This is a genomic window from Alkalimonas mucilaginosa (assembly GCF_036327005.1).
Lineage (GTDB): Bacteria > Pseudomonadota > Gammaproteobacteria > Enterobacterales > Alteromonadaceae > Alkalimonas > Alkalimonas mucilaginosa.
The window spans coordinates 236,585-260,557 of the sequence record NZ_JAUGZK010000004.1 but is presented as its reverse complement, the minus strand read 5'-3'; the positions used below and the strand labels follow the sequence as shown (position 1 = coordinate 260,557).

Below are 23,973 nucleotides of genomic sequence, written 5' to 3'. Positions count from 1 at the left end.
AATTGCGCTAATTCAAACCCTTACGCAAAGCGGCTTTTTTGATGTTACCAGAGCAGATCCAGCAGTTATCTCAGGATGATATGACTGCAGTCAATCATCACATATTTTCCCAGCTGACATCGGATGTTGCTTTGATCAACCAGTTAGGCATCTACATAGTCAATAGCGGTGGCAAGCGGTTGCGCCCGCTATTAGCCACGCTGGCTGCCCGTGCTGTCGGCTACCAGGGTAAGGATCATATTACCCTGGCGACCATTATTGAGTTTATTCATACCGCGACCTTACTGCACGATGATGTGGTGGATGAATCCACATTGCGTCGTGGTAAAGAAACCGCCAACGCGGTATTTGGCAACCAGGCCAGTGTGCTGGTCGGTGATTTCCTCTACACCAGGGCCTTTCAGTTGATGGTTTCGCTACAGCGAATGGAAGTAATGTCCATTCTGGCCGACGCCACCAATAAAATCGCCGAAGGCGAAGTGCTGCAATTAATGAATGTGCACGACGCCGATACCAGTGAAGAAAATTATCTGCAGGTGATTTACTGCAAAACAGCTAAGTTGTTTGAAGCGGCGACTGAGCTGGCTGCTATTTTGGCCGAGCAGCCTGAACCCATCGTGAATGCCATGCGAGCTTATGGCGTGCATCTGGGAACCGCTTTCCAATTGATTGATGATGTATTGGATTATCAGGCTGATCAGGCAGAGCTTGGCAAAAACATTGGCGACGATCTGGCTGAAGGCAAGCCAACCCTGCCATTAATCCATGCCCTCAAGCATGGCAACCCAGAGCAACAAGCTCTTATTCGCAGTGCCATCACGGATGGCAATGGTCTGCAACAACTGGAAGCCATTATGGCTGCGATGCAACAAACCGATGCCTTTGGTTACACCCGCCGTAAAGCAGAGCAAGAGGCAGAAAAAGCCAAGCAAGCGCTTAATGTGCTTGCTGATAGCCCCTACAAAGCGGCCTTGTTGCAACTGGCCGATTTAGCGGTCGGTCGCTCCAGTTAAGATTTTCTTATATCACCATAAAACAGCCCGGCTGGAAGTCCAGCCGGGCTGTTTTATGGTAGCAGAATATTACTTGGCTTCTGGCCGCATATGCGGAAACAGAATCACATCCCGAATGGATGGCGCATCGGCCAACAGCATTACCAAACGATCAATCCCAATGCCCTGACCTGCGGTCGGCGGCAAGCCGTGCTCCAGCGCAGTCACGAAGTCCTCGTCGTAGAACATGGCTTCATCGTCACCGGCATCTTTTTGTTTCACTTGCTCCAAAAAGCGCTCGGCCTGGTCTTCGGCATCGTTTAGCTCGCTAAAGCCATTCCCCAGTTCGCGGCCACCGATAAAGAACTCGAAGCGGTCGGTAATCTCAGGGTTATGGTCGTTACGACGGGCCAATGGCGACACCTCTGCCGGGTATTCGGTAATAAAGGTAGGATGACGCAGCTTGGTTTCTACCAGCTCGTCAAACACTTCCATCAGGATACGGCCATGGCCGTAGTTGGCTTTGACGTCAATACCCAGGCTTTTCGCCAGTTCAGCCACTGCTTCACGCGTAGCCAGTTGCTCTTTGGTTACTGTCGGGTTGAAGTGCAAAATGGACTCGGTCACCGACATCCGGGCAAAGGGTTTGCCAAAATCAAAGACTTCACCCTGATACGGCACTTCGGTACTGCCCAGCACTTCCAGCGCCAAACCACGGAATAACTTCTCCGTTAAGTCCATTAAGTCGTTGTAATCCGCATACGCCCAGTAAAACTCTAGCATGGTGAATTCCGGGTTATGGCGGGTTGAGACCCCTTCGTTACGGAAATTACGATTAAGCTCAAAAACTTTTTCAAAACCACCAACCACCAGCCGCTTTAAATACAGCTCGGGCGCTATCCGCAAAAACATCTGCATATCCAGGGCATTGTGGTGGGTTTCAAAGGGGCGCGCCGAGGCACCGCCTGGAATGCCCTGCAGCATTGGCGTTTCGACTTCTAAAAAGCCTTCATCATTGAAAAAACGACGGATATAGGCCACGGTTTTGCTGCGTACCAGGAAAGTTTTACGCGATTGCTCGTTGGAAATTAAATCCAGATAACGCTGGCGATAGCGCGCTTCATTATCGGTTAAGCCGTGGAATTTATCTGGCAAGGGCCGCAGGGCTTTAGTCAGCAGGCGGATATCCGTCAGCCAGACCGTTAATTCACCGGTCTGGGTTTTAAATAAATGGCCACTGGCACCGATAATATCGCCCAGATCCCACTTTTTAAATTGCTCGTTGTACACGCCTTCCGGCAGGCTGTCCCGGGCGACATAGAGTTGAATTTTACCGCCCATATCGGCAATGGTGGTAAAGCTGGCTTTGCCCATAATGCGCCGGGTCATAATGCGCCCACCCAGACTGACGGTGATCTTCTGTTCTTCCAGCTCTTCCTTGCTCAGGTGGCCATACTTGGCAATCACATCACTGGAAATACTGTCGCGTCGAAAATCGTTCGGGAACAGAAAACCGTCTTCGCGCAGCGCTGCTAATTTATGTTTTCGCTCAGCAATCAGCTTGTTAACGTCCTGAATTTCGTTATCTTGGTTCTGCTGTTCGGCCATGTTTGATTCCTGAGTTTGGTAAGTAAGAGCGTTTGGTGACTTATAAGCCGGCTTTTAAGCTGGCTTCAATAAACTTATCCAGATTGCCGTCTAACACCGCCTGGGTATTGCGGGTCTCAACGCCGGTACGTAGATCTTTGATACGGGAGTCATCCAGCACGTAAGAGCGGATCTGACTGCCCCAGCCAATATCGGACTTGCTGTCTTCCAGCGCCTGCTTCTCGGCATTTTGTTTTTGCAGCTCCAGCTCATACAACTTGGCGCGCAACTGCTTGAAAGCATTGTCGCGGTTTTTGTGCTGTGAGCGATCATTCTGGCACTGCACCACCGTATTGGTCGGTAAATGCGTGATCCGGATGGCTGAATCGGTGCGGTTGACGTGCTGGCCGCCGGCACCGGAGGCGCGGTAGGTGTCAATGCGCAAATCGGCCGGATTGATTTCAATTTCAATATCATCGTCAATTTCCGGTGCCACAAACACCGAAGCAAAGGAAGTATGACGGCGATTGCCGGAATCAAACGGGCTTTTGCGCACCAGCCGGTGCACACCGGTTTCAGTGCGCAACCAGCCATAGGCGTATTCACCACTGAACTTGATGGTGCAGCCTTTGATACCGGCCACATCACCATCGGTGACTTCATACAGCTCCGGGTTAAAGCCTTTGTCTTCACCCCAGCGCAGGTACATCCGCATCAACATGCTGGCCCAGTCTTGAGCCTCGGTGCCGCCCGAACCCGACTGAATATCCAGATAGCAGTCGGAGACATCGTGTTTGCCGGAGAACATCCGGCGAAACTCCAGCAACTCGAGCTGTTGCACCAGCTCTGTCAGCTCCGTTTTGGCCTCTTCAAAGGTGTCTTCGTCGTCGGCTTCCACCGCCAGCTCTACCAAACCTGCCACATCCTGCACACCTTGTTCAAGCTTTTGGATGGTGTTGACTACCTGCTCCAGCGCTGAGCGTTCCTTTCCCAAAGCCTGGGCTTTTTCCGGCTCATTCCAGATGGCAGGGTCTTCCAGTTCACGGCTTACCTCTTCCAGGCGTTCTTGCTTGCTATCGTAGTCAAAGATACCCCCGAAGCACAGCTGTGCGCTCGGTAACGTCTTTGATACTCTGGTGGACTGGGTTAACTTCAAACATGGGATCTGAACCTTGCTACGGCGACAAAAAAATTGGCGTGGATTGTAGCAAATTTCCACGCCAAGGGCAGTAGTTTTCGCCGTTTATACGGCCAACATATGCCGCACCAGCAGTTGCAGGTTTTGTTGCTGGCGAAATTCGTTCACATCCAGTTGATAGGCCAGCCGCACCTGCTGCACATTCACATCCGGCCAGTTGTTGCGATCGGCATTAAACCAGATGGCATCCAGCAATTGCCCCGAACTGTGCTGCAGCATCAATTTGAGATGTTTATCGGCCAGCACTTTTTGTTGCAGCAGGCGAAACTCGCCTTCAAATACCGGCTCCGGGAAAGCCTGCCCCCAGGGGCCCGCTTGCTGCAGTAGTTCAGCAAACTCCAATGCCAGACAATCTTGCGGTAACTCACCGTCGGTGAGCAGCTCGGCCTGCAATAGATCGTCACTGATCCAACGACTTGCCACATAATTGAGTGCCAGCTGAAAGGTATCCAGTCGATCGGCATCTATGGTGAGCCCTGCCGCCATGGCGTGACCACCAAATTTTTTCAGTAAGCCCGGATACTGACTGGCTATGGCTTCAAGCATATCGCGAATATGCAGGCCTGGAATGGAGCGGGCCGAGCCTTTTAACTCACCGGCATCGCCCTCGGCAAACACCACCACAGGCCGGTGGTACTGCTCTTTAATGCGCCCGGCCAAAATGCCAATCACCCCCTGATGCCAGTCGGCCTGATACAAGCACAAACAGGCAGGCAACTCAGCTTGTTGTAACGACAACTGCCGCAAAAACTGCTGAGCTTCCAGCTGCATGCTCTGCTCAATCGCACGCCGCTCCACATTAAGCTCATCCAACCGGGCAGCTAACTCACGCGCTTGCGCAAGCTCCGGAGCCAACAGGCAGCTGATACCAAGCGACATATCATCCAATCTGCCGGCAGCGTTCAACCTTGGGGCCAGCGCAAAACCAAAGTCGCTGGCGGTTAGGCGGCTGGCAGAACGATTGGCCACATCTATCAACGCCTGAATACCGGGGCGACAACGTCCGGAGCGGATACGCTGCAGCCCCTGATAGACTAAAATACGGTTGTTGCCATCCAGCGGTACCACATCGGCGACAGTACCCAGCGCGACCAAATCCAGCAACTCCGCCAAGTTGGGCTCTTTGAGTGCTTTTTGCTGAAAATACTGCTGCTCACGCAAACAGGCACGTAACGCCAGCAATAAATAAAAAGCAACCCCAACCCCGGCCAGGGCTTTACTTGGAAAGTCACAACCCGGCTGGTTTGGATTCACTATCGCATCGGCCGCTGGTAACTCACTGCCCGCCAGATGATGATCTGTGACCAGTACCTTGACACCAGCCGCCTTAGCAACCGCCACCCCATCGACAGCAGAGATGCCATTATCAACAGTAATAATCAGCTCTGCCCCCTGAGCTACCGCAAGTTCGGCTATTTCCGGGCTTAAGCCATAGCCGTACTCAAAGCGATTGGGTACCAGGTATTCCAGGTATTTAAAACCAAAGGCTTTCAGACCGGCCATCAGCACTGCGGTACTGGTGGCACCATCGGCATCAAAGTCTCCAACAATCACAATATGCTGCTGGCTTTGCAATGCTGTGATCAACAGCTGGGTGGCCGCATCCATGCCTTTTAGTTGCTGCCATGGCAGCAAGTCAGCAGCAGCACGATTCAACTCTTTGATATCGCGTATGCCGCGGCTTAGGTACAAGCGCTGCAACACTGGGTGCAAATCACCAGCCAGGGTGGCACCAGGTACGCTGCGCTGACGAAGCTGCTTGGTCATCATATCAATTGGTCAGTTGTTGAATCAGTGCAGCAGCCGGTTGATAACCAGGGATCATCTGGCCACTTGGTAACACAATGGCCGGGGTGCCAGTCACACCAAAAGCCTGCCCCAGTTGGTAGTGATTCGCCACCGGGTTACGGCACTCAATGGCACGAACTGAACGCCCTGCTTTGGCATCATCCATGGCACTGTTTTTATCGCGCGAGCACCAAATAGCAGCCAGATCTTTGCCGGTATCGGATGCCAAACCACCACGAGGGAATGCCAGGTAACGTACTGTGATGCCGGCTTTGTTGTAATCAGCAATTTCCTGATGCAAACGACGGCAATAGCCACAGCTTGGGTCGGTAAATACCGTCACCACATGGCGCTCGTCTTTGGCTTTGTACTCAATGTAATCAGTGTGCTTGTCTAGTTGCTGCTGGCGGAATGGCCGCATTTGTTGCTCATTCACCAGTTCACGATTTTGAATATCGAACAGGTTGCCTTCAAAAAAGAAATTGCCGTCGTTGCTGACAAAAAACAGCCCGCGATTGGTAAACACCTGCACCAGGCCAGTAACTGGCGATGCTGTCATCGAGTCAACCTGCAAACCCAGCTGGCCTAATTGGCGGTTAATGTTGGCTTCGTCGAAGGCAGTTGTACTTTCCGCCAGCGCCGAACCAGCCCATAAACCAAGTGCAGCCATTAATGTTGTCAGTCGAAGCATGATGAATCCTTTACTCTACTTTGGTTAACCCCGAGGGTGATGTTGTTGATGCAGCCCCTTCAAGCGGGCCTGCGCTATATGGGTATAAATCTGGGTGCTGGACAAATCGCTGTGTCCAAGCAGCATTTGCACAACCCGCAAATCAGCGCCATGGTTCAATAAATGGGTCGCAAAAGCATGCCGCAAGGTGTGCGGTGACAGCGCGCTTTGAATGCCCGCTACCTTAGCGTAAAACTTGATGCGATGCCAGAAGGTCTGCCGGGTCATCATCTGGCCCCGGCTACTCGGAAACAACACCTCAACCGGCTGGTTAAGCAGCTCTGGCCGGGCATCGGTTAAATAATGCTGCAACCAGTCCATCGCTTCTTCACCTATGGGTACCAGCCGCTCTTTGCGGCCTTTGCCCTGCACCAGCAAGACCCCCTGGCGTAAATTCAGTTGCCGCAGGGTCAATCCAACCAACTCACTCACCCGAAGGCCAGCAGCATACAAGACTTCCAGCATGGCTTTATCACGCAATCCTATGGTGGTTGTCAGATCAGGCGCAGCCAGCAACGCCTCCACCTCACTTTCCGACAAGCTTTTTGGCAAGTTGCGCCCAAGCTTAGGGTTGAGTGTTTGGCTAAGCGGATGATCTGCCCTTTGACCACTCTGCTGCAGCCAGCCATAAAAACGGCGCAGTGCACTCAGTCGTCTGGAGGTGCTGCGTGCACTGTAGTTTTCATCTTGCAACTGTGCCAGGTAAGACTCAATCGCCTGCGGTTGCACCTGCAACAGATCATGACCCAAGTCACTCTGTGCCAAAAAACTGGCAAACTTGCGTAAATCACTGCCATAAGCGCTAAGCGTATGCCTGCTCGCCGCAGACTCCAGCCAGAGTTGCTGCAAAAAAGTTTCAATCAACGGGTGCTCAGCTGCCGACACGCTCTGCTCTTTCACGGTCAAATTCATTGGGCTGCTAGTGTACCGCGAACGGGATCGGACACAAAGCCTTCGCCTTACTTTTGCCAGCAAGCCGCTTTTGGTAAACTTAGCCTTTCCAGAGCGATGCGGAGTACACGACTAATGCAGATTGGTCTGTTTTATGGTTCCACCACCTGTTATACCGAAATGGTAGCAGAGAAAATTCAGCAACTGCTGGGGCCTGAGCTGGTGGCACTGCACAACCTGAAAGATACCCCTCTGAGCCGAATGCAGGATTACGACATTCTGATCCTGGGTATTTCTACCTGGGACTTTGGTGAACTGCAGGAAGACTGGGAGGCTTGTTGGGCCGATATCGCTGAGTTGGATCTGAACGACAAAGTCATTGCGCTTTATGGCATGGGCGATCAAATCGGCTACACTGAATGGTTTCAGGATGCGCTGGGCATGCTGCACCACGCCATTAGCCACAATCGCTGTGACCGTATTGGGCTATGGCCCAATCAGGGCTATGAATTCGAAGCATCTAAAGCACTGACCGAGGATGGTCAGTGGTTTTATGGCCTGGCACTGGATGATGAAAACCAGTACGAGCTAACGGATGCCCGCCTACAGCAATGGGTTGATCAGTTGCTGGCTGAGCTGGCAGCGCTGTAACAACACCTAAAATTTCAGGTAAAAGTCTTTTAACAGTTGCCGGTAGTCCCCGCTATACTGGTCATCGCTCTGTTGGATGCACAACTGGCTGTACTCCGGGACAGCCGGTTGCCGGCTGAGCTGCAGCAGAGCACGGCGCACGGCTTTCTGTGGGCCTGGTTGCACCCGGCAAAGTCGTTTTAGCTGCCAGCCCGCCAGCGTGGCTGCCTGCAGCAACAACGACACACTGCTATCCGGGATCACCAGCGCAAAATCTGCATCATCACTGGCCAATTGCGCCGCCTGTTGCAACAACTGTGGCCAGGGCAGGCTATCACTATGCCGTGCCAGCTGGCGGGCAGCATCCCGTGCAGGCACGGCCTGATGAAAATAAGGTGGATTGCACAGCAGCAAAGAGTAACGCTCCGCCGGCTGATAGGTTAGAATATCCTGTTCCAGCACTTGTATGGCTGATGGCCAGGGGCTGGCTGCCACATTCATACGGCTTTGCCGCACGGCACCGGCATCCAGATCCAATGCAGTAATAGGCTGCAGGCCCTGGCTGCGCTGTGCCAGCATCAGGCTAAGAATGCCACTGCCGCAACCAATATCCAACAGGTTGCCGCTGGCGGGAATACGGACCCAGGCACCCAGCAAAAAAGCATCGGTGCCCACTTTCATCGCACAGTGCTGATGGCCGATGAAAAACTGTTTACATTGAAAACCTGCTGCCATAATCCCTCCGGGGCCAAGTGTATCTGGCGGCAGCCACCTTGTCATCCGCCCGGCGTTGTTACGGCAAAAGCCCAGCGGTTTATAACAAGAGCCCGGCGGTTTATACCAAGAGAGTAGTGCATGCAATTTGATGAGTTCGATCTGCACCCGGCCTTAGGCCGGGCGTTGCAAAAATGCGGCTTTAAGCAAGCCACCCAGATCCAGCAACTGGTGTTGCCCTATGCACTGGAAGCGCGTGATATCCTGGCCTGTGCCCCAACAGGCACCGGCAAAACGCTGGCGTTTTTAGTACCGGCAATTCAATACCTGTTGGATTTCCCGCGCCGCGCACCTGGCTTTGCCCGGGTATTGATTATGACACCGACCCGGGAACTGGCGTATCAGGTGCATCAGGAGATCCAGCGACTGATCCAGTTTACCGAGCTCAATGCCGGTGTGATCACCGGAGGCAGCCATTACGACAGCCATACCGATGTGCTGACTAAGAACAACGATTTACTGGTAGCCACCCCAGGGCGTCTGATCGAATACCTGGATAAAGAAAAATTCCAGGCCGAGCATATTGAACTGCTGATCCTGGATGAAGCTGACCGCATGCTGGATATGGGCTTTATTGGCGAAATGAACCGCATTGTGCTGGAAGCCCGTCAGCGCAAACAAACCATGTTGTTCTCTGCCACGCTGGAAGGTGCCAATCTGGAGCGTTTTGCCGGCCACTCGTTGCATGAACCAGAACGGATTGAAGCTGAGCCGCCACGGCGTGAGCGCGGTAAAATTACCCAGTGGATCCACCTGGCCGATGATCTGAACCATAAACTGGCGTTGCTGACACATCTGCTACAGCAAGATGAGGTACACAAAGCCATTGTATTTGTTAAAACCAAAGAGCGGCTGGCACAACTGACCGGCCAGCTGCAAACCGCTGGTATTCGCAATTGCTGGCTGCAAGGCGATATGCCACTGGATAAACGCCAGCAAGCCATCTTCCGCTTTCGGCAAGGCCAGTCCCCGGTGCTGATCGCTACCGATGTGGCGGCCCGCGGCCTGGATATTGACGACATCAGTCATGTGATCAACTACGATATGCCACGCACCGCCGATATCTATGTGCACCGCATTGGCCGCACCGGTCGGGCCGGCAAAAAAGGCACCGCCATCTCGCTGGTCGAAGCACACGATATGGCGATTCTCAGCAAAATTGAACGCTACACCGAGCAAAAACTGAAACGCCGCTTTATCGAAGGCCTAAGGCCAAAGCACAAAGAAGCCAAGGTACCGGTAAAAAAGAAAAAGCCAGCCGCCAAGAAAAAAGCCAAAAAGAAGTAAGGATCTTTCCACCTGCTTATGCATAGTCAGACCACATCAGCCAGCAAGGCAGCCACCCCATCCCTGGCACTGGTTGCCTTGCTGGCCGCGCTATTTGCCACCACCCCCCTGGCCATCGACATGTACTTGCCGGCCATGCCTACCATGGCAGAGGGCATGGGCGCTCCGATCGGTATGGTGCAACAATCACTGAGCATCTTTTTGGTTTTTTATGCACTAGGGATGTTGATTACCGGTCCACTGGCCGATAGCCTTGGTCGCCGCAAACTGGCATTAAGTGGCTTAGCAGGCTTTGCCCTGGCCAGCGTAATGCTTAGCCAAACCAACTCCATTGAAGTCTTCCTGTTTTGGCGGGCGATCCAGGCCTTTAGTGGTGCGGCGGCAACCGTGGTTGTGCCAGGTATTATTCGCTACCTGTACCAAGAGCATACCGCCAAGGGCATGTCGTATGTCGCCATGACCATGATGCTGGCACCTTTGCTGGCACCTGCTCTTGGCAGCCTGGTAATGTGGTTCAGTAGCTGGCAAATGATTTTTGTCAGTCTGGCACTCTACGCTGCAATCATGTTATTAATTTGCTGGCGTTACCTGCCCAATATAAACCAGAGCAAGCCGGCAGAACCTGCTGCCAGGCTGCAATTCCTGCATGGCTATAAAACGGTGCTTTCGCTTAAAGCCGCCAGACCCGACATTGCCACCTCGATGTTCAGTTCATTTGCCTTTTTCTGCTTCCTGACTGCCGTACCTTTGGTGTACATCGAATATTTTGGTGTCAATGAGCTCTGGTTTGCCTTGCTGTTTGCTTTTAATGTGTTGTTGTTGATGCTGGCCAACTTACTGAACAGTCGCTTAGTCAGCCGGACCGGACCTGAGCGCATGCTAAAACTGGGCGTAATACTGGCTCTGAGCAGTGCCAGCTTGCTGGTACTCTTTAATGCCTTGCACTTATCCCTTTGGTTTACCGTACTTACGATAGGTCCTTTAATGGCCAGCCTTGGTTTAATTGCCACCAACGCCGATGCGATGATTCTAATGCGCTTTCCCGAACATACCGGAACAGCCACGGCAGTGATAGGCACCTTACGCTTCGGTTCAGGCGCTTTGGCCGGCCCTTTGCTGGCTCTTACTTATACAGGGACGGCTTTGCCGTTTTCTGTGCTGATGTGGCTGGGCGTCCTGTGCATCCTACTCAGCCAATGGCATAAGCAGAAAACATTTCGATGAAACAAAAAAAGCACCCGAAGGTGCTTTTTTGTAGAGAGCAGGCGTAATTAACGCTTGCCCACCATGCTGAAACGCTTTTTGAAGCGATCAACACGACCACCAACGTCCAGTACTTTTTGCTTGCCGGTGTAGAATGGGTGGCAGGCAGAGCAGACGTCCAGGTGGATGTCTTTGCACAAGGCTGAACGGGTTTTGAAAGAGTTACCGCAAGTACAGGTTGCAGTAATTTCTTGGTATTCTGGGTGAATTCCTGGCTTCATGGGTTACCTCAGTTTAAGGCCGTATCGCCACCTGGTCGCTAAACGCCGGGCACCATACGCGGTTACAGTTCAATTAGGGCGCGTAGTTTATTCGATCTACTCTGGCCTTGCAAGCAGCAGAGGTACGATTCAACATGCTTTTTCGGTTGCGAAGCCATGGTGCCAGTCGATACACTAGCCGTATTACGAATCGGTGGCCCAGGGCCACACTCAACGGGTAGCCGTGCCAGTGTCAGTGATCCGGGTTGCTTTGCCAGTCCCCTTGCGTCAATCCTTTGATTATCGGTTGCCTGTCGGTATCGAAGTGCAGGTGGGTTGTCGGGTTTTAGTGCCTTTTGGCAAACGAGAATTGGTAGGAATTGTCTGGCAACTGCAACCAGCAGATGCTTTTGCTGAAGACGCCTTAAAATCCATAGTTGCAGTGCTGGATGACAGCCCTGTGCTGTCCGGGCAGCTGTGTCGGTTGCTGTCTTTTGCCGCCGATTACTACCATCACCCGCTGGGAGAGGTGCTGATCTCTGCCATCCCTGCTTTGCTGCGGGAGGGCAAGCCACTGCCTGGCTATCAGTCGTTGCATTACCAACTTACCCAGGCAGGTCAGGCTGTCACCGAGACAGATTTACAGCGAGCGCCCAAACAATTGGCTCTGTGGCAGCAACTGCGGCAAGGGGGATTAGCGGCTGATAGCATCACCTCCGAGCAGCGGCCAGCACTGCGAGCACTGCTGCAGAAACAACTGGTAGCCGCCATCGAGGTACCTTTTTCCCCTTACCCTGCAGTCACCAGTACCCAAGCAGGTTTAAAACTAACCACCGATCAGGCGCTGGCAGTATCTGCGATTGTGCAGGCGCAGGGTCGTTTTCAGCCATTCTTGCTGGAAGGTATTACCGGCTCTGGCAAAACCGAAGTGTATTTGCAAAGCATCGCCCCTTTGCTGGCAGAGGGGAAACAGGTGCTGGTGCTGGTGCCAGAGATAGGATTAACCCCGCAAACGCTGGCTCGTTTTGCCGATCGTTTTCAGGTACCGGTGCTTAGCTGGCATTCCGGGCTAACGGATACCGAACGCCTGGCCTGCTGGCAACAAGCCGCCACCGGCAGTGCCGCTATTGTGATTGGCACCCGCTCGGCGCTGTTTTTACGCTTTGCCAGCCTTGGCCTGATCGTAATCGATGAAGAGCATGATGCCTCGCTAAAACAGCAGGACGGCTTTCGCTACCATGCCCGTGATCTGGCGGTAAAAAGAGCTGCTTTGGAGCAATGCACGGTAGTACTGGGCTCAGCCACTCCCAGCCTGGAAAGTCTGTACAATGCTCTGCACAAGCGCTTTCAACTGCTGACACTTAGCAGCAGAGCCAGTGGCCAGCAATTGCCAACACTGGAACTGGTTAATTTACAACAGCAAGCAGTGCAATTTGGTCTGGCCGATAGCAGCATCCAACAAATAAAGCACACCTTGCAGCAAGGCTTTCAGGTGATGCTGTTTTTAAACCGGCGCGGTTTTGCCCCGGCTTTATCGTGCGATGAATGCGGCTGGGTCGCCGATTGCCAGCGCTGCGATGCCAGCATGACCTGGCACAAGCAGGATCGCCAGCTCAATTGCCATCATTGCGGCAGCAGCCGGCCGGTGCCCCGGCAATGCGGCCATTGCGGCAGCACCCGGCTGGTGCCGCTTGGTCAGGGTACCGAGCAACTGGAAGCCCAGTTGCAACCGATGTTTCCGGAGGTTCCGGTAGTACGGCTGGATCGCGACAGCACACGGCGCAAAGGCAGCCTGGTCGAAGCACTGCAGCACATCACCGCAGGCGGACCACAATTAATCGTCGGTACCCAGATGCTGGCCAAAGGCCATCATTTTCCCAAAGTCACTTTGGTGGTGATTGTAGATGTCGATGGCGCTCTGTTTAGCAGCGACTTTCGGGCACCGGAGCAACTGGCGCAATTGATCACCCAAGTGGCTGGTCGAGCTGGCAGGGCGCAGCATGCCGGCAAAGTGCTGCTGCAAAGCCGTTATCCGGACCATGGTATTTTGCAGGATATCATTCACAACGGCTACGACTCCTTTGCCCGGCTGGCTTTAAAAGAGCGCCAGCAAACCTTGCTGCCCCCCTATCAGTATCTGGCGCTGTTTCGCGCCGAATCGCATCAGGACGACGTCCCCAGGCAATGGTTGCAACAGTTGGTTGAACTGGCGCAAACAGAGGCGCCCAAAGTACAGCTGCTGGGTCCAATTCGGGCACCGCTGGAACGCAAAGCCGGCAAATACCGCTGGCAACTGCATTGCTACAGCGCCAGCCGCGCTGGCCTGCACCAATTGCTTAATCAGCTGATTGCCGCCAGTCAAGGCTGGCCACTAACCCGCAAGCTGCGCTGGCAACTGGATGTAGATCCTGTGGATTTGTCCTGACTAGCCCCAAGATGTGTTCGAGTGTCGATTGCACTGCTGTCCCCTAAACCGCTAGAATAGCCATTGATTCGATGTTGGAGTACCAGGCCCCCCATGCCAAAACATGATTATGTAAAAACCGCCCGCCCCAAAGCCAAACCCCGCAAGAAAGCGCCCGCAAAAGCGCCTTTTCCCTGGCTGGTGCTGTCGGTTACGGCCGGGTTGGTGCTTATTTTTGGCTGGTTTCTCTGGACCATCAACCAGCAAGAGCCGGTAACCACCAAGCCTCAGCCTCCTGTGGCAGTGAAAGATGAGCTACCTGAGCGCCCGACAGAAGAACCGTACCAGTACATTCGGGAGCTGGAAAACCGCGAAGTGGTGGTGGAAGTGCGTGAGCTTGAATCGCGCGGGCCTTTCCAGATGCAATGCGCCTCCTTTCGCAGTGAAGAACAAGCCGATGCGATGCGGGCACAGATTGCTTTTGCTGGTTTTTCTTCCAGCATCCGCCGCACTGAAGGCAGCAATGGTGTCTGGTATCGGGTAGTGCTCGGCCCATACGACAGCCGCCGTCAGGCCGAGTCTGATCGTAACCGGCTGCGCCGTAATGGCATCAACAGCTGCCAGATCTGGAATTGGAACTAACTGCGTCATCAGTCTCCCCTTGAAAAGCGCTGACGGAGCCCTCAGATAGCTTTCATCGAAAATGCCATAAGGGCTCCTCATGACTACCATAGTTTCTGTCCGCCGTAATGGCCTGGTCGCACTGGGCGGCGATGGCCAGGTTTCTCTCGGCAATACCGTAATGAAAGGCAACGCCCGCAAAGTACGCCGCCTGTATCACGACAAGGTACTGGCTGGCTTTGCCGGTGGCACTGCCGACGCTTTTACCTTATTTGAGCGTTTTGAAGCCAAGCTGGAAATGCATCAGGGCCATCTGATGCGAGCTGCAGTGGAACTGGCAAAAGACTGGCGTACTGATCGCATGCTAAGACGCTTAGAAGCATTACTTGCAGTAGCTGATACCACCGCATCACTCATCATCACCGGCAACGGCGATGTGATCCAACCGGAGCATGATCTGATTGCCATCGGCAGCGGCGGCCCTTTTGCGCAGGCTGCAGCCACCGCTTTGCTGGAAAATACCGAGCTGGCCGCCAAGGACATTGTCGAGAAAAGTCTGACCATCGCTGGCAATATTTGCGTATTTACCAACCAGCACCACACCATTGAACAGTTATAAGCAGGTTACCTTATGTCCGATATGACACCCAGAGAAATTGTGCACGAGCTTGATCGGCACATCATCGGCCAACACCAGGCCAAGCGTGCCGTGGCCATTGCGCTGCGTAACCGCTGGCGCCGGATGCAACTGCCTGAAGCCCTGCGCCAGGAAGTCACACCGAAAAATATTCTGATGATAGGCCCGACCGGGGTGGGGAAAACCGAGATTGCCCGGCGTTTGGCCAAACTGGCCAATGCGCCTTTTATCAAGGTCGAAGCCACCAAGTTCACCGAGGTGGGCTATGTCGGCAAAGATGTGGAAAGCATTATCCGCGATCTGGCCGACAGTGCGGTAAAAATGCTGCGCGAGCAGGAAATTGCCAAGAACCAGTACCGGGCGGAAGAAGCGGCCGAAGAGCGTATTTTGGATGCGCTCTTGCCACGCGCCCGTGATAACTGGCAAGACGAGCAGCCGGCAGAAAACAGCAACACCCGTCAGGTGTTTCGCAAAAAGCTGCGCGAAGGCCAATTGGATGATAAAGAAATCGATATTGACATCGCTCAGCAGCAAATCGGTATCGAAATTATGACCCCGCCTGGCATGGAAGAAATGACCTCGCAGTTGCAAAGCATGTTTCAGAACCTCGGCAGCGAGCGTAAGAAAAAGCGTAAACTAAAAATCAAAGATGCCTTTAAACTGCTGGTAGAAGAAGAAGCCAGCCGCCTGGTCAATCCAGAAGAGCTGAAACTGCAAGCCATTGAACTGGTAGAGCAAAACGGCATTGTGTTTTTGGATGAGGTGGACAAAATCTGTAAGCGGGAAAATACCGGCGGCCCGGATGTCTCCCGCGAAGGGGTGCAACGTGACTTACTGCCATTGATTGAAGGCTGTACCGTCAACACCAAGCACGGCATGATCAAAACCGATCATATTCTGTTTATCGCTTCGGGTGCTTTCCAGATGAGTAAGCCGTCGGATTTGGTACCAGAGCTGCAGGGCCGCTTGCCCATCCGGGTCGAGTTATCCGCGCTTACCGCCGACGATTTCGAACGGGTATTGACCGAGCCCAAGGCTTCGCTAACCGAGCAGAGCATTGCCATGCTGGCGACCGAAGGGGTCAAGCTGGAATTTACCAAAGATGGCATTCGCAAGCTGGCTGATGCGGCTTTTCATGTCAATGAAAAAACCGAAAACATCGGTGCCCGTCGTCTTTATACCGTGATGGAGCGTTTGCTGGATGAAATCTCCTATGAAGCGGCTGATCATGCCGGTCAGAGCGTGTTGGTCGATGCAGCTTATGTGGATAAACATCTGGATGCATTGGTGCAGGACGAAGACTTAAGTCGCTTTATTCTGTAATCATGACCAAAGCTGCTGTGGTCCGCAAGCTGCATTATCACAGACGCAGCAAGCAATTGGAGCTGCATTTTGCCGATGGCAGCAGTGCCACCCTTTCGGCCGAGTTTTTACGGGTGCATTCCCCCTCGGCCGAAGTACAAGGCCATGGCAAACCGGTATTGGTAGTAAATAAGCAAGCGGTAGGCATCGAACGGCTGGAGCCGAGTGGTCATTACGGAGTACGAATTTGCTTTGATGATGGCCATCAAACCGGAATTTATCGGTGGGCCTACCTGCAGCAACTGGCAACAGAGCAAGCAAGGCTGTGGCAGCAGTATCAGCAGCGGTTGGCGACAACCAAAGCACAGCAAGATAATGTGCCCATTCGCTTTATTGATGCTTCAGCCCCACCCCACAGGGACTAAATCCACTAGCAGTGTCATTCTGGCCGCTCGCGCGGCATCGGTTGCGAAACACCATACAAACGCTGCCAGGCCTGTTGCAACCGCTCCACTAGATGGGGATCGGTTGTTTTACTGGCAGCCAGGTAAGCGGCAGCACCTGATACAGGCAATAGCCATAACAGCTGCAAAGTATCACCAGGCAACTGATAAGGCTCTAGCAGCTCAGTCAGTAATGCCGGGTTTTCGACCACCGCATCCACCCGTTTATGCACCAATAGCTGAAAGGCCTCGTCGGTAGTGGCCGTGAAAAACAGATCCAATTGGCCAGCTTCAGGCATCGCCTTGAGCAACGGCACCGCAGCATGATCACGCGGCACCGCCAAACTCATACGGCCCCCCTGAAGTAACTGCTGTTTGAGTGCCGCCTGTTGTTCTGTTTTTACCAGTACTGCCAGCTCAAAGTTGGCGATAGGGCCAATCCAGTGAAACTGGCTTTCACGCTCGGGCAGGCGGGCCATGGCGTAGATCAGCACATTGGGCTCAGTTCGTGCCAGTTGATAGGCCCTGGCCCAGGGGTAGATAACAAAGTCTGCATCCAAACCTGCCTCATTAAGCAGTTGCCGCACCCAAAGCGTATTGCTGCCGGCCACTTCCCCATCGACCATGGTCTGGTAGCTACCCATCGGAGTGGTGACGGCCGTTAACGGCTCTGTTGGTAAAGCATTCGCTGCCAGCATAAGTGCGGCTCCCAACAACAGCTGCATGCCTCTCCCCCTCTGCCACACCTTACCTTGTCACCTCAGGCCTTAAAGCGATCCACCGTCTGATGCAAGCGGGCTGCCTGCACCGCCACTTCATCACTGACCTCTGCATTGTGCTGCGCATGCTGATAGGACTGCACCGAGATATCACGAATTTTCACCACATTCTGGTTCACTTCGGCAGCAACCTGGCTTTGCTCTTCGATGGCCGCCGCTATCTGCGTGGTCATGTCCATAATACCACTGACATCTTCGGTGATTTGCTCCAGCAACTGCCGGGCCAACTGCGCTTGGTCAGCACTGGCCAGCCCCTGCTCCCTACAATGCAACATCACCTGGACAATGTCTTTGGTCCGCCCCTGCAACCCCCCAATAATCTGTTCAATCTGCCGGGTCGATTCCTGCGTCCGCATCGCCAGGTTGCGAACCTCGTCCGCCACCACCGCAAAGCCCCGGCCCTGTTCACCAGCACGTGCTGCTTCAATCGCAGCATTCAGTGCCAGCAAATTGGTTTGCTCGGCGATGCCGCGGATCACATCCAGCACCGATCCAATGGTTTGGCTGTCTTGCTCCAGCGCTTCGACCACCTGGGTAGCATCCTGTAATTCAGCGGATAACTGCTGAATACCGGCCACTGTTTTTTCGACCTCCTGCTGACCATGCTGAGCGTTGTCGTTGGTGCTGCTGGCACGACTGGCCGTGCTTTCGGTATTGCCGGCAATTTCATTGATGGTGGCGCCCATTTCGGTGACAGCCGTTGCCACCATATCGCTTTCCTGCTGCTGCAGCTGCATGCCATCGCTGGTTTCATTGGTCGATTTGGCCAGTTGCTGGGTCGCGGTATCCAGCATCTCCAGGGCCTGGTTGACATTATTCACCAGATCCTGAAAGTCACCAATCATGCCATTGACATCATTGGCCAGCTGGGTCATTTCATCCTTGCCTTCCACCTGAATGCGCTGTCGGAAATCATTGTCGCGCCGAATCAACCCCACCGTCTGACACACAGCCAGTATGGGTTGCAAAATGCTGCGGCTGGTTGCAAATACCAGAGACAACGCCAGTACGAGTACCAACACAAAAAAGCTTAAAGCCAGCCATTGGGTACGATCTACGGCACGGCTGATGGCTTGACCGGTGGCCTCGGATAGTTGCTGCAAACTTTGCTCAGTAGCCTGAATCGCCCGCCGCATTTCTCCTTGTAAGCCAGAGTTCTGATCCAACCCGGCCTGCTGGTAAGCCGAAACCAGATTGGAAAAAGCCAACTGGTAATCCGATAGCAACTGCTGCATTTGCTGGCCGCCTGCAGCATCGACCATATCAGTCTGAATAGCGCGCTGCAGAGTTTGTACTTCACGGCCGAAACGCTGGTAATAATCCGCATCACGTCGTAACAGGAAATCCTTCTCATGGCGACGCAACAACAGCAATTGCGCCATCAGACGATCATCGCCACGCCGCTGCACCAGTTGTTCAATCTGCTGGGCGGCCTGACGCAACTCCACCTGCAACCCCTGCTCTGGTGTCAGCCCCATGCGCTGATATTGCTGCACCAAAGCTGCAAAGCTTTGCTGGTAGCGCTCGGTCAATTGACTGAACTCCTGCAAAGGGCGACGATCAATGCCATGCTGCTGCAGGTTGGCATCCAGGCTGCCGACTAATTGCTGCGTACCGCTATAATGCTGCTGCATGCGCTCCAGGTAACGGCTTTCAAATCGCAACAAGAAATCCTTTTCATGGCGTCGAAACATCAATACATCGGTATTGAGCCGCTGCACACTTTCCTGCGCCTGAGCCAGACTGGTTAACTGGCTGCTTTGGTAAAACAGTAGCCACAGCATCACCAACATGGCAAGCAGTAACGCAATACCATTGGCCATCAACCGTTGTTTGATACTAAATTGTCTGAACATACTGCTCTCCTAACAAGCGAAGGTTTTTGAATGCATTAACAAGCATAGTCAGTGCTTGGAAAAGGTGCGCGAGAATAGCAGAAAAAAATCCTGCCAGATACCAAGTACCCTACTTAACTTCCTGATAGCGCAGATAAGCGCTTGAGCTGTCACACAGGCCAGTTATACTATGGGTTACCCGCGCTGTTCATCCGGAGCCACCCATGGAATACAATACTTCTGAATTATCCGATCTCTACGCCGACTCAATTGATGTGGTAGAGCCTATTTTCAGCAACTACGGTGGCCGCCGCTCCTTTGGTGGCCGGGTACGCACCATCAAGTGCTTTGAAGACAATGGTCTTATTCGTCAGGTACTGGCTGAACCAGGTATAGGCATGGTATTGCTGATTGATGGTGGCGGTTCCAGCCGCCGTGCTTTGCTGGATGCCGAGCTGGTGTCGCTGGCTAACAGCCAGGGCTGGGAAGGCATTGTCTGCTATGGCTGTGTGCGGGATGTGGATGCACTGGAGGATTTCGATGTCGGCGTTCAGGCCATCAATGCCATCCCGGTTGGGGCTGATGACAAAGGCTTCGGCGAACTGGATGTGCCGGTGAATTTTGCTGGTGTTACCTTTTTACCCGATGATCACCTCTACGCCGACAATACCGGCATTATTCTGTCTCCCGATCCATTGGATATTGAATAAGCCATGGCACTGCTGCGTTACACCACCGAACAACTGAATGCCTGGTTTAAAACCAGGCCAGCAGAACAACGCCAGGGTCAAAGTGTCCTGCTGCCAGACCCGGCACTGCCAATCGCCGAAGCTTTGCAGCAAGCCAGGGCCAAAGGTGCCCGCTTTGCCCTACTAGGGATCCCGGAAGACATTGGCCCAAGAGCCAACCTCGGTCAGGGGGGAGCAGAGCTGGGCTGGCAAGCCTTTTTACACTGCTGGCTTAACTTGCAAGCCAATGCCTTTACCCAAGCCGCAGGCCCAATCCTGCTGGCTGGCGAAGTGGATTGTAGCAAGCTGTTGCTGCAAAGCCGTGAGCTGGATGCCACGAACCCAGCGCAATTGCAACAACTGCGACAGCTGTGCGCAGAGTTGGACCAACAAGTAGAGCAAGCCATACTGCCGCTCTTTGCCGCAGGTTTTGATGTTCTGATCATTGGCGGCGGCCATAACAATGCCTACCCTATTATCAAAGCACTGGCCAAGCAAACAGCTTTGCCTGTCAGCTGTGCCAATCTGGACCCTCATGCAGATTTCCGCCCGCAGGAAGGTCGTCACAGCGGCAATGGCTTTAGCTATGCGAAAACAGAGCAATTACTGGATAAGTACTTTGTCTTAGGCCTGCATGAACTAAAGAACAATCAAGTCAGCCTGGATGCTCTGCAGCAGGCAGAAGCAGAGTTTATCAGCCTGCAAAAGCTCAGCCCGCGACATGAGCTCTCATGGCCTGAGGCCGTGGATCAGTGCATCGACTTTGTGGCCAACTCCGAAGGTGCCATTGGTATTGAGCTGGATACCGACAGCATTGAAGGCATGCCTGTCAGCGCTTTTACCAGCAGCGGGCTGTCGGTACAGGCCGCCGAGCACTATGTCTATCAACTGGCTCAATTACCACGCTGTCGCTATGTGCACCTGGCTGAAGCAGCACCTGCCAGACACCCTGCCGGCATCGAAGCTGGCATGCTGCATACGGGCCAGGTACTGGCCACCTTGTGTTATGCCTTTATTCAGGCGCGGGCGAACCTGCCGGACCAGACGACTTCTGCCACTGTTTAAGCCAGGGTGCCAGCCCTTTTAGCTCAAAAGGCCGGGAGTAGTAAAAACCCTGGCCTCTGGTGCAACCCATCGTCAACAGCTTTTGCTCAACCTGTTTCTCCTCAATCCCTTCAGCAACCACCCCCAAACCAAGGTTTCTGGCAATATCGATAATAGCCCCGGTAATGGCAATATGGGTATCGCTTTTATGCAGGTCGTTGATAAAGCTGCAGTCAATCTTCACATGGCTGATTGGCAACTGCCGTAAATGAAACAGGGAAGAAAAACCGGTACCAAAATCATCCAGCGCCAACTCAACACCCAACTGCTGCAAACGCAACAACATGGTAATTGCCTGCACGGGTTCATGTGTCAGAGCTCGCTCGGTCAGTTCAAGCACCAGGCTAGCCGGCCTGACCTGGTGTTGCAGCAATAAGGCTTGAATAAAATCCACCAACTCATCCTGCAACAGATCTTTGCTGGATAAATTCACTGCCAGCTTCATCGCTGGAAACTCTGCCTGCAGCTCTGCCAGGCTTTGGATGGATTGCTGCAACACCCATTGTGTCAGTGAATAAATAACCCCAAGCTGTTCGGCAGTCTCCAAAAAATCATCCGGCGCTAACTGGCCAAGTCTTGGATGTTGCCAGCGAACCAACACCTCAGCAGCCTCTAAGGTTCCTTGCTTTAGATCCATTTGTGGTTGGACATAGAGCGCCAACTGCTGCTGTTCGATGCCCTGGCGCAACTCGGCCATAAAGCGTAATTTGTCATCGGTGTATGTCAGCAGACCAGGATCAAATACCGCATTATCTGGGGTATGCCAGCGGTGGTGTTGCAACGCCAGATAAGCCCGCTCCAATAATTCATTCAGTTGCCCTCCGTGCTCCGGAAAGTAAGCAATCCCGGTGCATACCTGATAGCTCATCGCACTACTTTGCAGCAATAGCGGCTGCACAACATGCTGCTCCACTTGCCTTGCTAATTGCTCTGCCAAATAAGGGGACCTTGAAATATCCGCCCAGGCTACAAAATCGACACCACCAAGATGACACAGCCGGATGGCTTTTTGCTCCCGCAGCTCCAGGCAAAGCAAAGCCTCCTGTGCATGCAATTGCTCATTAATGCGGTGGGCCAGTTGCATCAGCAGTAAGTTGCTGTTTCGATAACCCAGCGCTTCATTGATGGCCTCAAACTGAGTCACTTTGAACAACAAAAGAGCACAATGCTTATCAGCTTGCTGTTGAAACACCGTGGTCAATTGCTGGCGCAATAATTCTTTGTTAGGAAAACCTGTGATTTCATCGTGCAAAAGCTGATGCACGCGCAACGGGGACTCCGCTGACCTGGCCAGTTGTTGCTGCAGCCTTCGGTTCTGCCATAACAGCACCACAATCGGTAGTACCAGCAGCAATGGCCACCAGGGCAGCCAGGCAGAGAAACTGTCATCAGCGGCCCAGACAAAATAAGGACATGCCCCCAGGCACAAGAGACTCAGATAGCGCATTTGGGATAACTCAGCATCAGGTATTGGCTTAGCATAACGACTTTGTCTGGATTGTAAAGTAAAGGTCAAATCTGTAGCTGACGCCCGGCAACAACCAATTGTCGCAAAGGATTTACCCCCTGCTGATACACCAACTCCGCCGGCTGGCTGATGGCATAACAGCCAAAGTTGGCTTTGTTGCCAACCGCCAAAGTTCCGGCATCACGGATACCCAGCGCTGTCGCGGCATGACGGGTCACACCAAGCAAAGCTTCTTCCGGGGTTAGCGCAAAGAAGGTACAGGCCATATTCAGCATCAGCGGCAGATTGCACAGCGGCGAGGTGCCTGGGTTAAGATCGGTGGCAACCGCCATCGGCACCTGGTAGCGGCGCAGCAGCTCAATCGGCGGCTTTTTGGTTTCTTTTAAAAAGTAAAAAGCACCCGGCAGCAGCACTGCCACGGTGCCGGCTTTGGCCATCGCCTGCACACCGGCTTCGTCCAGATACTCGATGTGATCGGCCGACAGGCCGCCAAACTCGGCCACCAAAGCACTGCCACCCAGGTTGGACAACTGCTCGGCATGGGCTTTGACCGGCAATCCCAGCGCTGTGGCGGTTTCAAACAGCCGGTGGCTTTGCTCAACGCTAAAGCCGATGCCTTCGCAAAACACATCGACCGCATCGACCAGCTGCTGTCGGTGCAGCTCGGGCAACATGGTCTGGCACAGGTAATCGATGTAGGCATCGCTGTCACTAAATTCCGGCGGCAAGGCATGAGCCCCTAAAAAGGTGGTATGGATACGAATGGGATGATGGGCCGCCAGCTCACGCGCTACCTGCAGCATTTTTTGCTCGCTGGCCAAGTCCAGCCCGTAGCCGGATTTAATTTCCACTTCGGTCACTCCTTGCGACAGCAAGGCATTGAGCCGGTCTTTGCCTAGCACAAACAGCTGCTCGGCACTGGCCTCGCGGGTGGCTTTAACGGTGGAGCGAATACCGCCCCCGGCTTTGGCAATGGCCTCATAGCTGGCCCCTTGCAGCCGCAGTTCAAACTCATTGGCCCGGTTGCCGCCATAGACCAAATGGGTATGGCAATCGATCAGCCCCGGCAGAAGCCACTGCCCCTGCACATCGTACAAAGGGGTACTAAGCGCATCAAAGGCGGGAAGTTCGCTTTTGGGGCCCAGCCAGGCAATGCGGCCATCTTTCACAGCAATAGCACCATCGGTGATGGCGCCATAGGGTTCGCTGCCGGCTTGCATGGTGGCCAGATTGGCATTGAGCCAAACCGCATCAAATTCAGTCATTAAGCTACTCCGGGATCAATTCAGTACTGTTTTAATAAAAATAGTGT

The 23,973-nt window shown here is 53.5% G+C and carries 22 protein-coding genes; 11 read left to right on the top strand and 11 right to left on the bottom strand.

The features are described 5' to 3' along the window. The first annotated feature begins 41 nt into the window (after positions 1 to 41). The gene (gene ispB, locus QWF21_RS07565; protein ID WP_330087435.1) at positions 42 to 1,013 is read left to right on the top strand and encodes an octaprenyl diphosphate synthase; all 972 of its coding nucleotides are present in this window, start codon (positions 42 to 44) and stop codon (positions 1,011 to 1,013) included. Positions 1,014 to 1,082: 69 nt separating this feature from the next. Here the strand turns inward: ispB and lysS are convergent, their stop codons facing one another. The 5 genes from lysS to xerD all read right to left on the bottom strand — a co-directional run bounded on the left by lysS (position 1,083) and on the right by xerD (position 7,180). Further along, on the bottom strand, positions 1,083 to 2,600 hold the full coding sequence (gene lysS, locus QWF21_RS07560; protein ID WP_330087434.1) for a lysine--tRNA ligase: 1,518 nt from the start codon (positions 2,598 to 2,600) through the stop codon (positions 1,083 to 1,085). A gap of 40 nt (positions 2,601 to 2,640) precedes the next feature. Further along, a protein-coding gene (prfB, locus tag QWF21_RS07555; protein ID WP_330087433.1) for a peptide chain release factor 2 occupies positions 2,641 to 3,739 on the bottom strand; the annotation gives its coding sequence in 2 pieces (ribosomal slippage) (positions 2,641 to 3,663 and positions 3,665 to 3,739; 1,098 coding nt in all). Between the two features lie 83 nt (positions 3,740 to 3,822). Continuing rightward, positions 3,823 to 5,547, bottom strand: a complete 1,725-nt coding sequence (gene recJ / locus QWF21_RS07550) for a single-stranded-DNA-specific exonuclease RecJ (protein WP_330087432.1) — start codon at positions 5,545 to 5,547, stop codon at positions 3,823 to 3,825. 1 nt (position 5,548) lies between these two features. Beyond that, complete coding sequence (dsbC, locus tag QWF21_RS07545) at positions 5,549 to 6,256, bottom strand: bifunctional protein-disulfide isomerase/oxidoreductase DsbC (protein WP_330087431.1); 708 nt, start codon at positions 6,254 to 6,256, stop codon at positions 5,549 to 5,551. A gap of 24 nt (positions 6,257 to 6,280) precedes the next feature. Continuing rightward, a complete protein-coding gene (gene xerD / locus QWF21_RS07540; protein ID WP_330087568.1) occupies positions 6,281 to 7,180 on the bottom strand; it encodes a site-specific tyrosine recombinase XerD in 900 nt (299 codons plus the stop codon). A 141-nt stretch (positions 7,181 to 7,321) separates the two neighbouring features. Here xerD and fldB point away from each other — a divergent pair, with 141 nt between their 5' ends. Then, on the top strand, positions 7,322 to 7,837 hold the full coding sequence (fldB, locus tag QWF21_RS07535) for a flavodoxin FldB (RefSeq protein WP_330087430.1): 516 nt from the start codon (positions 7,322 to 7,324) through the stop codon (positions 7,835 to 7,837). A gap of 6 nt (positions 7,838 to 7,843) precedes the next feature. On the opposite strand, the gene QWF21_RS07530 is transcribed toward fldB, so the two are convergent. After that, positions 7,844 to 8,551, bottom strand: coding sequence for a tRNA1(Val) (adenine(37)-N6)-methyltransferase (locus QWF21_RS07530; protein ID WP_330087429.1), 708 nt, complete (start codon positions 8,549 to 8,551; stop codon positions 7,844 to 7,846). Between the two features lie 120 nt (positions 8,552 to 8,671). On the opposite strand from QWF21_RS07530, the gene srmB reads away from it, so the two are divergent. Beyond that, positions 8,672 to 9,877, top strand: a complete 1,206-nt coding sequence (srmB, locus tag QWF21_RS07525; RefSeq protein WP_330087428.1) for an ATP-dependent RNA helicase SrmB — start codon at positions 8,672 to 8,674, stop codon at positions 9,875 to 9,877. Positions 9,878 to 9,895: 18 nt separating this feature from the next. Then, positions 9,896 to 11,101, top strand: a complete 1,206-nt coding sequence (locus tag QWF21_RS07520; protein ID WP_330087427.1) for a multidrug effflux MFS transporter — start codon at positions 9,896 to 9,898, stop codon at positions 11,099 to 11,101. 47 nt (positions 11,102 to 11,148) lie between these two features. Here the strand turns inward: QWF21_RS07520 and rpmE are convergent, their stop codons facing one another. After that, entirely contained in the window at positions 11,149 to 11,361 is a 213-nt protein-coding gene (gene rpmE, locus QWF21_RS07515; RefSeq protein ID WP_330087426.1) for a 50S ribosomal protein L31, read from the bottom strand. 229 nt (positions 11,362 to 11,590) lie between these two features. On the opposite strand from rpmE, the gene priA reads away from it, so the two are divergent. From priA to QWF21_RS07490, 5 genes are all read left to right on the top strand, one after another. Continuing rightward, positions 11,591 to 13,765 carry a primosomal protein N' gene (priA, locus tag QWF21_RS07510; RefSeq protein ID WP_330087567.1) on the top strand — a complete coding sequence of 725 codons (2,175 nt, stop codon included), beginning with the start codon at positions 11,591 to 11,593 and terminating at the stop codon, positions 13,763 to 13,765. Positions 13,766 to 13,858: 93 nt separating this feature from the next. Further along, a complete protein-coding gene (locus tag QWF21_RS07505; RefSeq protein ID WP_330087425.1) occupies positions 13,859 to 14,386 on the top strand; it encodes an SPOR domain-containing protein in 528 nt (175 codons plus the stop codon). 79 nt (positions 14,387 to 14,465) lie between these two features. Beyond that, a complete protein-coding gene (gene hslV, locus QWF21_RS07500) occupies positions 14,466 to 14,984 on the top strand; it encodes an ATP-dependent protease subunit HslV (protein ID WP_330087424.1) in 519 nt (172 codons plus the stop codon). 12 nt (positions 14,985 to 14,996) lie between these two features. Next, complete coding sequence (gene hslU, locus QWF21_RS07495) at positions 14,997 to 16,325, top strand: HslU--HslV peptidase ATPase subunit (RefSeq protein WP_330087423.1); 1,329 nt, start codon at positions 14,997 to 14,999, stop codon at positions 16,323 to 16,325. Positions 16,326 to 16,327: 2 nt separating this feature from the next. Then, a complete protein-coding gene (locus QWF21_RS07490; protein WP_330087422.1) occupies positions 16,328 to 16,729 on the top strand; it encodes a gamma-butyrobetaine hydroxylase-like domain-containing protein in 402 nt (133 codons plus the stop codon). Positions 16,730 to 16,743: 14 nt separating this feature from the next. Here the strand turns inward: QWF21_RS07490 and QWF21_RS07485 are convergent, their stop codons facing one another. Both QWF21_RS07485 and QWF21_RS07480 read right to left on the bottom strand, forming a co-directional pair. After that, positions 16,744 to 17,472 (bottom strand): substrate-binding periplasmic protein, encoded by a 729-nt coding sequence (locus tag QWF21_RS07485; protein ID WP_330087421.1) that lies wholly within the window; start codon positions 17,470 to 17,472, stop codon positions 16,744 to 16,746. 35 nt (positions 17,473 to 17,507) lie between these two features. Then, complete coding sequence (locus QWF21_RS07480; protein ID WP_330087420.1) at positions 17,508 to 19,382, bottom strand: methyl-accepting chemotaxis protein; 1,875 nt, start codon at positions 19,380 to 19,382, stop codon at positions 17,508 to 17,510. Positions 19,383 to 19,585: 203 nt separating this feature from the next. On the opposite strand from QWF21_RS07480, the gene rraA reads away from it, so the two are divergent. Then, positions 19,586 to 20,071, top strand: coding sequence for a ribonuclease E activity regulator RraA (gene rraA, locus QWF21_RS07475; protein ID WP_330087419.1), 486 nt, complete (start codon positions 19,586 to 19,588; stop codon positions 20,069 to 20,071). A 3-nt stretch (positions 20,072 to 20,074) separates the two neighbouring features. Further along, positions 20,075 to 21,154, top strand: coding sequence for a formimidoylglutamase (locus QWF21_RS07470; RefSeq protein WP_330087418.1), 1,080 nt, complete (start codon positions 20,075 to 20,077; stop codon positions 21,152 to 21,154). On the opposite strand, the gene QWF21_RS07465 is transcribed toward QWF21_RS07470, so the two are convergent. After that, positions 21,102 to 22,709, bottom strand: a complete 1,608-nt coding sequence (locus QWF21_RS07465) for a putative bifunctional diguanylate cyclase/phosphodiesterase (protein WP_330087417.1) — start codon at positions 22,707 to 22,709, stop codon at positions 21,102 to 21,104. The two genes, QWF21_RS07470 and QWF21_RS07465, sit on opposite strands and share 53 nt — an antisense overlap. Then, a complete protein-coding gene (gene hutI / locus QWF21_RS07460; RefSeq protein WP_330087416.1) occupies positions 22,706 to 23,926 on the bottom strand; it encodes an imidazolonepropionase in 1,221 nt (406 codons plus the stop codon). The genes QWF21_RS07465 and hutI overlap by 4 nt, the downstream gene beginning before the upstream one ends. Between the last annotated feature and the right edge of the window lie 47 nt (positions 23,927 to 23,973).

What these genes read in the sequence shown, in the direction of transcription:
- hslV (WP_330087424.1), top strand. Translation starts at nt 14,466, where the DNA reads ATGACTACCATAGTTTCTGTCCGCCGTAATGGCCTGGTCGCACTGGGC.
- dsbC (WP_330087431.1), bottom strand. Translation starts at nt 6,256, where the DNA reads ATGCTTCGACTGACAACATTAATGGCTGCACTTGGTTTATGGGCTGGT.
- hutI (WP_330087416.1), bottom strand. Translation starts at nt 23,926, where the DNA reads ATGACTGAATTTGATGCGGTTTGGCTCAATGCCAATCTGGCCACCATG.
- srmB (WP_330087428.1), top strand. Translation starts at nt 8,672, where the DNA reads ATGCAATTTGATGAGTTCGATCTGCACCCGGCCTTAGGCCGGGCGTTG.
- rpmE (WP_330087426.1), bottom strand. Translation starts at nt 11,361, where the DNA reads ATGAAGCCAGGAATTCACCCAGAATACCAAGAAATTACTGCAACCTGT.
- recJ (WP_330087432.1), bottom strand. Translation starts at nt 5,547, where the DNA reads ATGATGACCAAGCAGCTTCGTCAGCGCAGCGTACCTGGTGCCACCCTG.
- QWF21_RS07480 (WP_330087420.1), bottom strand. Translation starts at nt 19,382, where the DNA reads ATGTTCAGACAATTTAGTATCAAACAACGGTTGATGGCCAATGGTATT.
- QWF21_RS07485 (WP_330087421.1), bottom strand. Translation starts at nt 17,472, where the DNA reads ATGCAGCTGTTGTTGGGAGCCGCACTTATGCTGGCAGCGAATGCTTTA.
- ispB (WP_330087435.1), top strand. Translation starts at nt 42, where the DNA reads ATGTTACCAGAGCAGATCCAGCAGTTATCTCAGGATGATATGACTGCA.
- QWF21_RS07530 (WP_330087429.1), bottom strand. Translation starts at nt 8,551, where the DNA reads ATGGCAGCAGGTTTTCAATGTAAACAGTTTTTCATCGGCCATCAGCAC.
- QWF21_RS07520 (WP_330087427.1), top strand. Translation starts at nt 9,896, where the DNA reads ATGCATAGTCAGACCACATCAGCCAGCAAGGCAGCCACCCCATCCCTG.
- rraA (WP_330087419.1), top strand. Translation starts at nt 19,586, where the DNA reads ATGGAATACAATACTTCTGAATTATCCGATCTCTACGCCGACTCAATT.
- QWF21_RS07505 (WP_330087425.1), top strand. Translation starts at nt 13,859, where the DNA reads ATGCCAAAACATGATTATGTAAAAACCGCCCGCCCCAAAGCCAAACCC.
- QWF21_RS07470 (WP_330087418.1), top strand. Translation starts at nt 20,075, where the DNA reads ATGGCACTGCTGCGTTACACCACCGAACAACTGAATGCCTGGTTTAAA.
- hslU (WP_330087423.1), top strand. Translation starts at nt 14,997, where the DNA reads ATGTCCGATATGACACCCAGAGAAATTGTGCACGAGCTTGATCGGCAC.
- lysS (WP_330087434.1), bottom strand. Translation starts at nt 2,600, where the DNA reads ATGGCCGAACAGCAGAACCAAGATAACGAAATTCAGGACGTTAACAAG.
- QWF21_RS07490 (WP_330087422.1), top strand. Translation starts at nt 16,328, where the DNA reads ATGACCAAAGCTGCTGTGGTCCGCAAGCTGCATTATCACAGACGCAGC.
- fldB (WP_330087430.1), top strand. Translation starts at nt 7,322, where the DNA reads ATGCAGATTGGTCTGTTTTATGGTTCCACCACCTGTTATACCGAAATG.